We start from the raw sequence: 11,390 nt of genomic DNA on the forward strand, positions 1-11,390 counted from the left end.
CGCCGGCGGGTCGTCGCGCAGGGCGACCCGCTTGAGGGCGCCGAGCGCGTCGCCGGCGGCAAGCGCGCGCGCGGAGGCGGTAATCAGGGAATCCATGACCATAGGCTACACCGCCCTGCTGCTGCAGCGCCGCAATGCGACTTTCCGGCCCTGGCGTGCGCGGCCAGGGCCAGGGATCGGTTCGGCGTTGAACATGCAGTCCCGGCTCCACCACGACTGAGACATGAATGCCTGGGTTTGGCGGTCAAATCCAAAGCGCTCGACGGCGGCTCTGGGCACGATGGAGCCTGTGACCGGTAATTCGATGCCGTTTAGTGCCAGCTGCCAATCGGGATTTTTTTCTCGGCCGTCAACAGAAGACTGACTGCCGACATACAACTATCTGATCTGCTTGCTCCATACCGGACACCCAAGACTGCGGTGCAAGTGTCGGCATACTGGCCCAAGCTGGCCGTCTTCAAGTTCGAGGCCATCAGGGCGTCTTCGGAGCCTTCCGAAACCACGACAAGGTCGTAGGCACCCATCGTCTCCAGTGAGCACTCTTCACCGTGACGCCCGCGCCCTCGGCCAATGCCTTGAAAGCCTCGAAACGTGGCGGTGAGTCTTTGATGCTGCGAGCACCCTGGTCGGTGAAATCCACCAATGTGATGTAGGCAAGCATGGCTGTTCTCCTTGCTGTGCAGGCTGGGTGATAAACAGGCGGTCGCTGAAGCACTGCCGAAGCGTCTAGGAACGCCGCCATGGCCTCAGCCTCAGATCCGGAATCCTGCGCAAGGCAATATACGACGGCACCAGGGAAACATCAAAGTCGCAAGGCCTTTGTTCGATGGCCCGAGCCTCATCGTCATGGCCGTTGAATCCGAGCCCTGTGTGGCGGGCCTCCTCGTAGCGACGCTTAAATGGAACCACGCATTTTTGGGCCGCACTGGTTAAAAAAGGTCTCCTCTAGTTGGAGGAGGCACTGCCCGCTTACTCTTCTTGGGATGAAGTTTGCTCGCGCTTTGCACGGCCTGCAGATCAAAAGCCGTTGGGAAGAAGAACAGGTCTGTGATTTGAGCGAAGCGTAGAATTATTCGCGAGCGTGCGACCGTCGCGCGTGGGCCGTTCCATGGAGTCGATTTTTCGGGCGAACCAGCGTCTGGGGATGCCTTCGCAACAAGGAGATTCACCATGAGCTCTCTTCTCGACGACGCCGCGAAGCGCGCATCCCGGTATCTCGATGCGCTGCCCTCACGAGCAGTGGCTCCCCTGCCAGAAGCGATCGCCCGCCTGCAATCACTCGACGAACCGCTGCCTGAGCATCCGCAGGCTCCGGACGCCATTCTGCGCCGGCTCGACGAGCTCGGTTCACCCGCCACCTCTGCCATGGCCGGGGGGCGCTTCTTTGGTTTCGTCATCGGTGGCGCCCTGCCGGTGACCGTGGCCGCCAACTGGCTGGCAACCGCGTGGGACCAAAACGCCGGCGGTCACGGACCCGCGCCGGGTGTTGCGGCGTTCGAGCACACCGCATTGCGATGGCTGCTCGAGATTCTCGACCTGCCGCGTCATGCTGCCGGCGCGTTCGTGACAGGGGCGACCCAGGCCAATCTCTGTGGACTCGCCGCGGCGCGTCACGCCGTCCTCAAACGTGCTGGCTGGGACGTGGAAGCCGACGGACTGTTCGGCGCTCCGCCGATCACTGTCATAGTGAGTGCCGAAGCTCACCCGACCGTGATCAAGGCACTCGGCGTGCTTGGACTCGGCCGGAGCCGCGTCATCAGGATGGGCACCGACGCTCAAGGACGCATCCGTCCCGAGTTTCTGCCGCCGCTCGCCGGCCCAACCATTTTGTGCTTGCAGGCCGGCAACATAAACACAGGGGCCTTCGATCCCTTCGCGGTGCTGTGCGAGCGCGCGCAGGCCGTCGGCGCCTGGGTTCATGTCGACGGCGCATTCGGTCTGTGGGCCTTGGCCGCGCCGACGCTGCGTCACCTCTGCGACGGGATAGACCGCGCCGACTCATGGGCGACAGACGCCCACAAGTGGCTGAACGTTCCATATGACAGCGGACTAGCGTTCGTACGCGACGGCGAAGCCCTACGCGCGGCGATGTCGGTTACCGCGGCGTATCTGTCGCCTCCGGGGCCTCGGCGCGTGGCTTCGGACTTCACCCCGGAGTTGTCGCGTCGCGCCCGGGGGGTTGACGTGTGGTCGGCACTGAGTTCGCTCGGCCGCAGCGGCGTCGCGCAGATGATAGAGCGCTGCTGCAAGCATGCGCGCCGCTTCGCCCGGGGACTGGAGAGTGCCGGGTATTCCATCCTCAACGATGTCGTGCTCAATCAGGTTCTCGTGAGCTTCGGAGACGCGGCAATAACGCGCCGCGTGATCACCGAACTGCAGGCAGAGGGCACTTGCTGGTGCGGCGTGACCGAATGGCAGGGGCAGACCGCCATGCGCATCAGCGTGTGCTCCTGGGCCACGACTGACGACGATGTTGAACTCAGTCTTGCGGCGATGCTGAGAATCGCTGCGCGATGTGGTGCTTCTGCATGACCAGTTGAATTTGCTCAACTTTTAACCGGACACTATTGGTTCAAGCCAGCGATTGAAACCCGCAAGCCCGCCCGTGATCAGGCCGCATCCGGCGGATCCTGTCCCTCATCGCAATCCAGGCGCTTCATGTTGTCCAGCAGCTTGAGCAGGTAGTGCAGCGAATGGGTGATGTCGTTGGTCGAAAAGCCCGCCAGTGCCTGTTCGTAATAGTCGTGAATCTTTGGCTGCGCCTGCACCAGCCATACCTCCCGGCCTGACTCCGTCATGGTGACCAGCCGCGAACGACGGTCGCGTCCATCGGGGGCACTGCAAATATGCCCATCCCGCTCCATCCGGCTGATCAGGCCTGACAGATTCTGGCGGCTCACCATCAGGTAGCGGGCCAGATCACCGACGCTCATGCCGCCTTCAGCTTCTGGCCTGGACAGGGCTCCCAGCACCGCCCACTGCTGCGTGGTCAGGCCTTCGGCCTCCACCGCGCGTGTCCCGGTTTTATGCAACATGTTTGCACATTGATACAAGCGAAAAAACAACCTGTTGGCCAGTTCGATGCGGGCTGAATTGCTAGTTTCATTAGGGTAAACCATAGAAATCCTGAAGAAATAAACGCTTGCTGCAAAAAACAAGTTCGCCTAATATATGACAATACATTGTCCTAAATCTTGCGAGTAATGCCGCAAGCATACCAACCTCAACGACTGATGGAGAGATGCATGAAGAAATTGGAAAACAAGACCGTAATCGTGACTGGCGGCGGCGGCGGCATCGGCGGCGCGACGTGCCGCCGGCTCGCCCTTGAGGGCGCAAAAGTCGCCGTGTTCGACATGAACCTGGAGGCGGCCCAGCGCGTGGCGGCCGACATCCAGTCGGCTGGCGGCACCGCGGCGGCGTACAAGTGCGACATCACCGACCGCATCGATGTGGACGCCGCCGTGGCGGCTGCCGAAGCCCAACTGGGCCCCATTGATGTGCTGATCAACAACGCCGGCTGGGATGTGTTCAAGCCCTTCACCAAGACCGTGCCGGCCGAGTGGGACAAACTGATCTCCATCAACCTGGTTGGCGCGCTGCACATGCATCACGCCGTGCTGCCGGGCATGGTCGCCCGCAAGAGCGGCCGCATCATCAACATCGCTTCCGACGCGGCCCGTGTCGGCTCGTCGGGCGAAGCGGTCTATGCCGCCTGCAAGGGTGGCCTGGTGGCCTTCTCCAAGACCATCGCCCGCGAGCATGCCCGCCACGGCATCACCGTGAACGTGGTATGCCCAGGCCCCACCGACACGGCGCTGCTGGCCGGCGTGGCCGAGGGTGCGCCCAGCCCGGAAAAGCTGCTCGAAGCCTTTGCCAAAGCCATTCCGCTCGGCCGCATCGGCCAGCCTGAGGACCTGGCCGGCGCCATTGCATTTTTCGCGAGCGACGACGCCGGCTTCATCACCGGCCAGGTCATCAGCGTTTCAGGCGGCCTGACCATGAACGGCTGAGCCCCGGTTCATCAACACAGCCTTCCCATCCCACAAACCCCCACAGGAAATCACCATGACATTCGAAGACATTCTTTACGAAGTACGCAACGGCGTGGCCTGGATCACCATCAACCGGCCGGAGAAAATGAACTCCTTCCGCGGCCAGACCTGCGACGAAATCATCAAGGCGCTGAACAAGGCGGGCTATGACAAAAGCGTTGGCGCCATCGTGCTGGCCGGTGCCGGCGACCGGGCTTTTTGCACGGGGGGCGACCAGTCCGCCCACAACGGCAACTACGACGGGCGCGGCACCATAGGCCTGCCGATGGAAGAGCTGCACACCGCCATCCGCGACGTGCCCAAACCGGTGATTGCCCGCGTGCAGGGTTTTGCCATTGGTGGCGGCAATGTGCTGTGCACGATTTGCGACCTGACGATCTGCTCCGACAAGGCCCAGTTCGGCCAGGTCGGCCCCAAGATGGGCTCGGTCGATCCCGGCTACGGCACCGCCTTCCTGGCCCGCGTGGTGGGCGAGAAGAAGGCGCGCGAGATCTGGTACCTGAACCGTCGCTACAGCGGTCAGGAAGCCGTGGCCATGGGCCTGGCCAATGTCTGCGTACCCCACGAGCAGCTGGACGCCGAAGTGCAAAAGTGGGGCGAAGAGATGTGCGAGCGCAGCCCCACGGCGCTGGCCATTGCCAAACGCAGCTTCAACGCGGACACCGCCCACCAGAGCGGCATTGCCGGCCTGGGCATGTACGCGCTCAAGCTCTATTACGACACCGAAGAATCGCGTGAAGGCGTCAATGCGCTGAAGGAAAAGCGCAAGCCCGAATTCCGCAAGTACGTGAAGTAACGCAGAGCCCACAGACATAAGGAGACACGAGATGAACCCCTATATTGACGAAGACCTTGCGACACTGGCCGAACACGCCCGCCGCTTTGCCACCGGGCGGGTCGCGCCCGGCTTTCTGGAGCGGGACAAGACGCGCGTACTCGACCGAACGCTCATGCGCGAAATGGGCGAAATGGGGTTCATCGCGCCGGAGCTGCCCGAGGCCCATGGCGGCCAGGGCATGGGTTGCCTGGCCGCTGGCGTGATTCATGAAGAAATCGCGCGCGCCGACCTCAGCATCTCCTACATCAACCTGCTGGCCTCGCTCAACGGCCAGATTCTGTCGCAGCACGGCCAGCCCGAAGTGGTCAAGCCCTGGCTGAGCAAACTCACGCAGGGCGAGGCGCTGTTCGCCATTGCGCTGACCGAGCCGCGCGGCGGCTCGGACGCCGGCAACCTGCGGCTGCGCGTTGAGCGCGTCGGCGAAGAATATGTCATCAACGGCGAGAAGACGTCCATTTCGGCGGCCGACCAGGCCGACGCGGCGGTCGTGTTCGGCCGCACCGGCTCGGTTGAATCTGCGGCGCACGGCGTGACGGCCCTGCTGGTGCCGATGGATCTGCCCGGGGTCACCACGAACCGGTTTGACTGCCACGGCCAGCGCGCCATCGGCCGCGGCTCTATCTTCTTTGAGAACGTGCGCGTGCCGGTGAACCACCGGCTTGGCGAGGAGAACAAGGGCTTTGTGCAGGTGATGCAGGGCTTCGATTTTTCGCGCGCACTGATCGGCCTGCAGGTACTCGCCGTGGCCCGCGTGGCGCTGGAAGAGACCTGGGAATACGTCGCGCAGCGCGAAGCCTTCGGCAAGCCGCTGTCGGCGTTCCAGGGCGTGTCGCATCCGCTGGCGGACTTCGACACCCAGGTCGAGGCAGCACGCCTGCTGTGCCTGCAGACCCTGTGGCTCAAGGACAAGGGCGCGCCGCACAGCGCCGAGGCCGCCATGTGCAAATGGTGGGGGCCCAAGCTCGCCTACGACGTGATCCACCAGTGCCTGCTGATGTTCGGCCATGGCGGCTACGACCGCGGCGTCATGGAGCAGCGGCTGCGCGACGTGCTCGGCTTCCAGATCGGCGACGGCACGGCCCAGATCATGAAAACCATCATCGCACGCACTCGCGCGGGGCGCGCCGCGGTTCCGGCCTGAGCACACAAAGCAAAAAGTACAAGGAGACAAGACCATGGAATTCGACGCCGTCCTCATCGCGCCCCGCCGGGCGCAAAGCGTGGCCCAGGGCCTCTGGCACGACCGGACCATCAACGACGATCTGGACGCCTGCGTGGCCGCTTGTCCCGACAAGCTGGCGCTGACCGCCGTGCAGGCTGAAAGTGAGGTCACCACGCGATTCACCTACCGTGAGCTCGCGGCCATGGCCGACCGCGTGGCCGTGGGTTTGACGCGCCTGGGCGTGGGCCGCAACGACGTGGTGGCCTGCCAGCTGCCCAACTGGTGGCAGTTCACCATCACCTACCTGGCGTGCTCGCGCATCGGCGCGGTGATGAACCCGCTGATGCACATTTTCCGGGAGCGGGAGCTGTCCTTCATGCTCAAGCACGGCGAGGCGAAAGTCCTGATCGTGCCGAAGCTGTTCCGCGGTTTTGACTTCGAGCAGATGGTCACGGCCCTGCAGCCCAGCTTGCCTGAGCTGCAGCACATCGTGGTAGTCGGCGGCGCGAGCGCCAACAGTTTCGAGGCCATGCTGAGTGGACCGGCCTGGGAGAACGATGCCGATGCCCGCGACATCCTGGCGCGCCACCGTCCCGGCCCCGACGACGTCACACAGCTCATCTACACCTCGGGCACTACCGGCGAGCCCAAGGGCGTGATGCACACGGCCAATACCACCATGGCCAACATCATTCCCTACGCCGGGCGCCTGCGGCTTGGTGCCGACGACGTGGTGCTCATGGCTTCGCCCATGGCGCACCAGACCGGCTTTATGTATGGCTTGATGATGCCCATCATGCTGCGCGCCAGTGCGGTGCTGCTCGATATCTGGGAGCCCCTCAAGGCGATCAAGCTGATCCGTGCCGAAGGCGCCACCTTCACCATGGCGTCCACGCCATTCCTGACCGATCTGTCCAAAAATGTGGCCGAGTCCGGCAAGACTATCCCGACCCTGCGCACCTTCCTGTGCGCGGGCGCGCCCATCCCCGGTCCGCTCGTGGAACAGGCGCGCCGCGTGCTGGGAACCAAAATTGTGTCGGCCTGGGGCATGACCGAGAACGGCGCGGTCACCTTGATCGACCTTGACGACGATGACGAGCGCGCCTTCACGACCGACGGCTACCCGCTGCCGGGCGTGGAGCTCAAGGCGGTGGACGTCGACGGCGCCACGCTCCCTGCGGGTCAGGCGGGCAAGCTGCTGGTGCGTTCGTGTTCCAACTTTGGCGGCTATCTGAAACGCCAGCAATTGAATAGCACCGATGCAGACGGCTGGTTCGATACGGGTGACCTCGCGAGCATTGATGCGCAAGGCTACATACGCATCACCGGGCGCAGCAAGGACGTGATCATCCGCGGTGGCGAGAACGTTCCGGTGGTCGAAATCGAGGCCTTGCTGTACCGTCACCCGGCCATCGCCATGGCCGCCATCGTGGCCTATCCCGACGAGCGGCTCGGCGAACGGGCCTGTGCCGTGGTCGTGCCCAAACCGGGCCAGAGCATCGACCTGCCGACCCTGGTCGATTTCCTGAAATCGCAGAAGGTTGCCGTGCAATACATCCCCGAACGGCTCATCGTGCGTGACGCGATGCCCTCCACGCCGTCCGGAAAGATCCAGAAGTTCAAGCTGCGCGACATGCTTCGCGAAGACAAGGCCTGATTCGCGCCGATTTGCCATTCCTTATCCCGCCCCAACTACAACATCCAGGAGACAAACCATGTTCACTTCCCCCAAGCGCCTGCTGCGCCGCCGCCTGATCCAGGCGGCCGCAGCCACCTTCTGCACGCTCGGCATTGCCGGTGCGGCCCTGGCCCTGGCCCAGGCGCCGGCCTGGCCGGCCAAACCGATCAGGATCGTGGTGGGTTTCGCGCCCGGCGGCACGATCGACGGTCAAATTGACCTCTAGCCCATATATATCGGGCGCTACCAGCTATTTATTTAATAGCATTTTCAACTGCAAAGGCGTGTGATGAAAGAACAACCAGTCCTTGTGGACACCCGTGGCCGGGTGGGCGTGATCACGCTCAACCGGCCCCAGCAGCTGAACGCCCTGAACGATGCGCTCATGGATGCGCTGGGCGACGCCCTGTTGCGATTCGACAGCGACGAAGCCATAGGCGCCATCGTCATCACGGGCAGCACCAAGGCCTTTGCCGCCGGCGCGGACATCGCGGCCATGGCCGACTGGCGCTACATGGATGTGTACCAGAGCGACTTCATCACCCGCAACTGGGAAACCATACGCCGGGTGCGCAAGCCGGTGATTGCGGCCGTGGCCGGCTTTGCCATGGGCGGCGGCTGCGAACTGGCCCTGGCCTGCGACATCATCATTGCCGCCGAGTCCGCCAAATTTGCCCTGCCCGAGATCAAGCTGGCCATGGTGCCGGGCGCCGGCGGCACCCAGCGCCTGCCGCGCGCCATCGGCAAGGCCAAAGCCATGGACATGTGCCTGTCGGCCCGCATGCTGGACGCGCTCGAGGCCGACCGCTACGGCCTGATTTCACGCGTGGTGCCGCACGAGCGGCTGCTGGACGAGACCCTGGCCCTGGCCGGGAAGATCGCCGGCTATTCCCTGCCCGCCCTGATGGCGATCAAGGAGTCGGTGAACCGCAGCTGGGAATCCTCGCTGTCCGAAGGCATCGGGTTCGAGCGGCGCCAGCTGCACGCGCGCTTTGCCAGCGAAGACGCCCATGAAGGCATGAAAGCTTTTCTTTCCAAACGAACACCGGTGTTCGAACACCGTTGATTCACCCTCCACCCTTCACACCCCTCATCAGCCACCATGTCCCTTGATATTGAATCTTTTGAACTTCTGCTCGCCGCCGTCCAGCGCTTCGTCAAGGAGCGGCTGGTACCCGCCGAAAACATCCTGGAAGAAACCGACGATGTGCCGGCCGACATCGTGGAAGACATGAAGGCCATGGGCCTGTTTGGCCTGTCGATTCCCGAGGAATACGGCGGCATTGGCCTGTCGATGAGCCAGGAATGCCAGGTGGCCTTCGAGCTGGGCCGGACGTCGCTGGCGTTCCGCTCGGTCTTCGGCACCAACGTGGGCATTGGCTCGCAGGGCATCCTGATGGACGGCACGCCCGAGCAAAAGCAGGGCATCCTGCCGCGCGTCGCCAGCGGCGAGCTGATCATGTCATTCGCGTTGACCGAGCCGGATGCCGGCTCGGATGCGGCCGCGCTCAAGATGCGGGCCGAACTCCACGGTGATGTGTATGTGCTCAACGGCACCAAGCGCTTTATTACCAACGCACCGCGCGCCGGCGCCTTCACGCTGATGGCGCGCACCGGTGGGCCGGGCGCGGGCGGCATTTCGTCATTTATCGTGCCCTCGAACCTGCCCGGCATCACGCTGGGCAAGACGGACAGGAAGATGGGCCAGCGCGGCACCAAGACCTGCGACGTGATCCTGGAGAACGTGCGCGTTCCAGCCGCCAACATCATAGGCGGCGTGCCCGGCCAGGGTTTCAAGACCGCCATGAAGGTGCTGGAGCGGGGCCGGCTGCATATCTCGGCCGTGGCCTGCGGCATGGCCCAGCGCATCCTGGAGGAATCGGTCGCCTATGCGAAAGAGCGCAGGCAGTTCGGCAAGGCGATTGGCGAATTCCAGCTGATCCAGGCCATGCTGGCCGACTGCCAGGCCGAGCTGTATGCGGGCTGGTCCATGGTGCAGGACTGTGCACTGCGTTATGACGCCAAACCGGCCGGCGCGAGTGATCCCGATGTCATCATGCGCGCCTCCTGCGCCAAGATGTTCTGCACCGAGATGGTCGGCCGCGTCGCCGACCGCGGCGTGCAGATTCACGGCGGCGCCGGCTATATCAACGAGTACAAGGTCGAGCGCTTTTACCGCGATGTGCGCCTGCTGCGCCTGTATGAAGGCACGACGCAAATCCAGCAAATCATCATCGGCCGCGAATTGATGCGGCGCGACTGATCCTGGCGAGCCCTCCTGTTTTTTTATTCACCCTCACACCCGATCATCATGAACCAAGCCCTGCATACCCGCTTTCAATGGAATGACCCCATGCTGCTCGCCAGCCAGCTCACCGATGACGAACGTCAGGTGGTTGACGCGGCCCGCGCCTACGCCCGGGATCGTCTCGCGCCCCGCGTGCTTGACGCGTTCCGGAATCAGCAAACCGACCCGGCGATCTTTCGCGAAATGGGGGAACTCGGCCTGCTGGGTTCCACCATTCCCGAAGCCTATGGCGGCGCGGGCATGAACTATGTCTGCTACGGCCTGGTGGCGCGCGAGGTGGAACGCATCGACTCGGGCTACCGCTCCATGATGAGCGTGCAGTCTTCGCTGGTGATGGTGCCCATCAATGCATTCGGGACCGAAGCACAAAAGCAGAAATACCTGCCCAAACTGGCTACCGGTGAATTCATAGGCTGCTTTGGCCTGACCGAACCGGACCACGGCTCCGACCCGGGCAGCATGATCACCCGCGCCCGCAAGGTGCCGGGCGGCTACAGCCTGACGGGCAACAAGATGTGGATCACCAACAGCCCGATCGCCGATGTTTTCGTTGTGTGGGCCAAGGACGATGAGGGCGCCATCCGTGGCTTCGTTCTGGAGAAAGGCTGGAAAGGCCTGTCGGCACCGGCCGTTCACGGCAAGGTCGGGCTGCGTGCCAGCATCACCGGCGAGATCGTGATGGAGGAGGTGTTTTGCCCCGAGGAAAACGCCTTTCCCGATGTGCGCGGGCTCAAAGGCCCGTTTACCTGCCTGAACTCGGCGCGCTACGGCATTGCCTGGGGTGCCCTGGGTGCTGCCGAGGACTGCTTTGAGCGTGCGCGCCAGTATGTGCTGGACCGCAAGCAGTTCGGCAAGCCACTGGCCGCCAACCAGCTGATCCAGAAAAAACTCGCCGACATGATGACAGACATCTCGCTCGGCCTGCAGGGCTGCCTGCGGTTGGGCCGCATGAAGGATGAAGGCATGGCTGCCGTGGAAGTCACCTCCATCATGAAACGCAACAGCTGCGGCAAGGCGCTGGAAATTGCCCGCACCGCCCGCGACATGCTGGGTGGCAACGGCATCAGCGACGAGTTCGGCGTGGCCCGCCACCTGGTCAACCTGGAGGTGGTCAACACCTACGAGGGAACGCATGACGTGCATGCCCTCATTCTCGGTCGTGCGATCACCGGCATCGCCGCTTTCTGATCATTCTGGGAGCCTCTGTCATGAAAATCCTCGTCCCCGTCAAACGTGTAGTCGACTTCAACGTCAAGGTCCGCGTCAAATCGGACGGCACCGGCGTCGACATCGCCAACGTCAAGATGAGCATGAACCCCTTTGACGAGATCGCCGTCGAAGAGGCCGTG

Annotated in this window: 11 protein-coding genes and 1 pseudogene; 10 read left to right on the plus strand and 2 right to left on the minus strand. The window is 63.4% G+C overall.

Annotated elements, in window-relative coordinates; translation table 11 throughout:
* Nucleotides 1-472 precede the first annotated feature (472 nt).
* Nucleotides 473-661, minus strand: coding sequence for a GYD domain-containing protein (locus PJE01S_RS24885; RefSeq protein ID WP_245660957.1), 189 nt, complete (start codon nucleotides 659-661; stop codon nucleotides 473-475).
* A 509-nt stretch (nucleotides 662-1,170) separates the two neighbouring features.
* Between PJE01S_RS24885 and PJE01S_RS23525 the strand changes: the two genes are divergently transcribed.
* The gene (locus PJE01S_RS23525; RefSeq protein ID WP_068836150.1) at nucleotides 1,171-2,532 is read left to right on the plus strand and encodes a pyridoxal phosphate-dependent decarboxylase family protein; all 1,362 of its coding nucleotides are present in this window, start codon (nucleotides 1,171-1,173) and stop codon (nucleotides 2,530-2,532) included.
* Nucleotides 2,533-2,609: 77 nt separating this feature from the next.
* On the opposite strand, the gene PJE01S_RS23530 is transcribed toward PJE01S_RS23525, so the two are convergent.
* A complete protein-coding gene (locus tag PJE01S_RS23530; protein WP_068836151.1) occupies nucleotides 2,610-3,119 on the minus strand; it encodes a MarR family winged helix-turn-helix transcriptional regulator in 510 nt (169 codons plus the stop codon).
* A 126-nt stretch (nucleotides 3,120-3,245) separates the two neighbouring features.
* Here PJE01S_RS23530 and badH point away from each other — a divergent pair, with 126 nt between their 5' ends.
* The 9 genes and pseudogenes from badH to PJE01S_RS25440 all read left to right on the plus strand — a co-directional run.
* Entirely contained in the window at nucleotides 3,246-4,013 is a 768-nt protein-coding gene (gene badH, locus PJE01S_RS23535) for a 2-hydroxycyclohexanecarboxyl-CoA dehydrogenase (protein ID WP_068836152.1), read from the plus strand.
* Between the two features lie 55 nt (nucleotides 4,014-4,068).
* Nucleotides 4,069-4,851: a 2-ketocyclohexanecarboxyl-CoA hydrolase gene (badI, locus tag PJE01S_RS23540; protein ID WP_068836153.1), complete on the plus strand. Its 783-nt coding sequence runs from the start codon at nucleotides 4,069-4,071 to the stop codon at nucleotides 4,849-4,851.
* Nucleotides 4,852-4,882: 31 nt separating this feature from the next.
* The gene (gene aliB, locus PJE01S_RS23545; RefSeq protein WP_068836154.1) at nucleotides 4,883-6,034 is read left to right on the plus strand and encodes a cyclohexanecarboxyl-CoA dehydrogenase; all 1,152 of its coding nucleotides are present in this window, start codon (nucleotides 4,883-4,885) and stop codon (nucleotides 6,032-6,034) included.
* A 34-nt stretch (nucleotides 6,035-6,068) separates the two neighbouring features.
* On the plus strand, nucleotides 6,069-7,712 hold the full coding sequence (gene aliA, locus PJE01S_RS23550) for a cyclohexanecarboxylate-CoA ligase (protein ID WP_068836155.1): 1,644 nt from the start codon (nucleotides 6,069-6,071) through the stop codon (nucleotides 7,710-7,712).
* A gap of 58 nt (nucleotides 7,713-7,770) precedes the next feature.
* Entirely contained in the window at nucleotides 7,771-7,959 is a 189-nt protein-coding gene (locus PJE01S_RS23555; RefSeq protein ID WP_068836156.1) for a hypothetical protein, read from the plus strand.
* A 63-nt stretch (nucleotides 7,960-8,022) separates the two neighbouring features.
* The gene (locus PJE01S_RS23560; RefSeq protein ID WP_068836157.1) at nucleotides 8,023-8,799 is read left to right on the plus strand and encodes an enoyl-CoA hydratase; all 777 of its coding nucleotides are present in this window, start codon (nucleotides 8,023-8,025) and stop codon (nucleotides 8,797-8,799) included.
* A gap of 36 nt (nucleotides 8,800-8,835) precedes the next feature.
* On the plus strand, nucleotides 8,836-9,996 hold the full coding sequence (locus PJE01S_RS23565; protein ID WP_068836158.1) for an acyl-CoA dehydrogenase family protein: 1,161 nt from the start codon (nucleotides 8,836-8,838) through the stop codon (nucleotides 9,994-9,996).
* 48 nt (nucleotides 9,997-10,044) lie between these two features.
* Nucleotides 10,045-11,229: an acyl-CoA dehydrogenase gene (locus tag PJE01S_RS23570; protein WP_068836159.1), complete on the plus strand. Its 1,185-nt coding sequence runs from the start codon at nucleotides 10,045-10,047 to the stop codon at nucleotides 11,227-11,229.
* A 20-nt stretch (nucleotides 11,230-11,249) separates the two neighbouring features.
* Nucleotides 11,250-11,390, plus strand: a pseudogene (locus tag PJE01S_RS25440) (electron transfer flavoprotein subunit beta/FixA family protein); the annotation flags it as partial.

Source organism: Polaromonas jejuensis NBRC 106434, assembly GCF_001598235.1.
Classification (GTDB): Bacteria; Pseudomonadota; Gammaproteobacteria; order Burkholderiales; family Burkholderiaceae_C; genus Polaromonas; species Polaromonas jejuensis.

Excerpts from the sequence above, each read along its gene's own strand:
- aliA (WP_068836155.1), top strand. The coding sequence starts at position 6,069 with ATGGAATTCGACGCCGTCCTCATCGCGCCCCGCCGGGCGCAAAGCGTG.
- badH (WP_068836152.1), top strand. The coding sequence starts at position 3,246 with ATGAAGAAATTGGAAAACAAGACCGTAATCGTGACTGGCGGCGGCGGC.
- PJE01S_RS23565 (WP_068836158.1), top strand. The coding sequence starts at position 8,836 with ATGTCCCTTGATATTGAATCTTTTGAACTTCTGCTCGCCGCCGTCCAG.
- PJE01S_RS23555 (WP_068836156.1), top strand. The coding sequence starts at position 7,771 with ATGTTCACTTCCCCCAAGCGCCTGCTGCGCCGCCGCCTGATCCAGGCG.
- PJE01S_RS23525 (WP_068836150.1), top strand. The coding sequence starts at position 1,171 with ATGAGCTCTCTTCTCGACGACGCCGCGAAGCGCGCATCCCGGTATCTC.
- badI (WP_068836153.1), top strand. The coding sequence starts at position 4,069 with ATGACATTCGAAGACATTCTTTACGAAGTACGCAACGGCGTGGCCTGG.
- PJE01S_RS23570 (WP_068836159.1), top strand. The coding sequence starts at position 10,045 with ATGAACCAAGCCCTGCATACCCGCTTTCAATGGAATGACCCCATGCTG.
- aliB (WP_068836154.1), top strand. The coding sequence starts at position 4,883 with ATGAACCCCTATATTGACGAAGACCTTGCGACACTGGCCGAACACGCC.
- PJE01S_RS24885 (WP_245660957.1), bottom strand. The coding sequence starts at position 661 with ATGCTTGCCTACATCACATTGGTGGATTTCACCGACCAGGGTGCTCGC.
- PJE01S_RS23530 (WP_068836151.1), bottom strand. The coding sequence starts at position 3,119 with ATGGTTTACCCTAATGAAACTAGCAATTCAGCCCGCATCGAACTGGCC.
- PJE01S_RS23560 (WP_068836157.1), top strand. The coding sequence starts at position 8,023 with ATGAAAGAACAACCAGTCCTTGTGGACACCCGTGGCCGGGTGGGCGTG.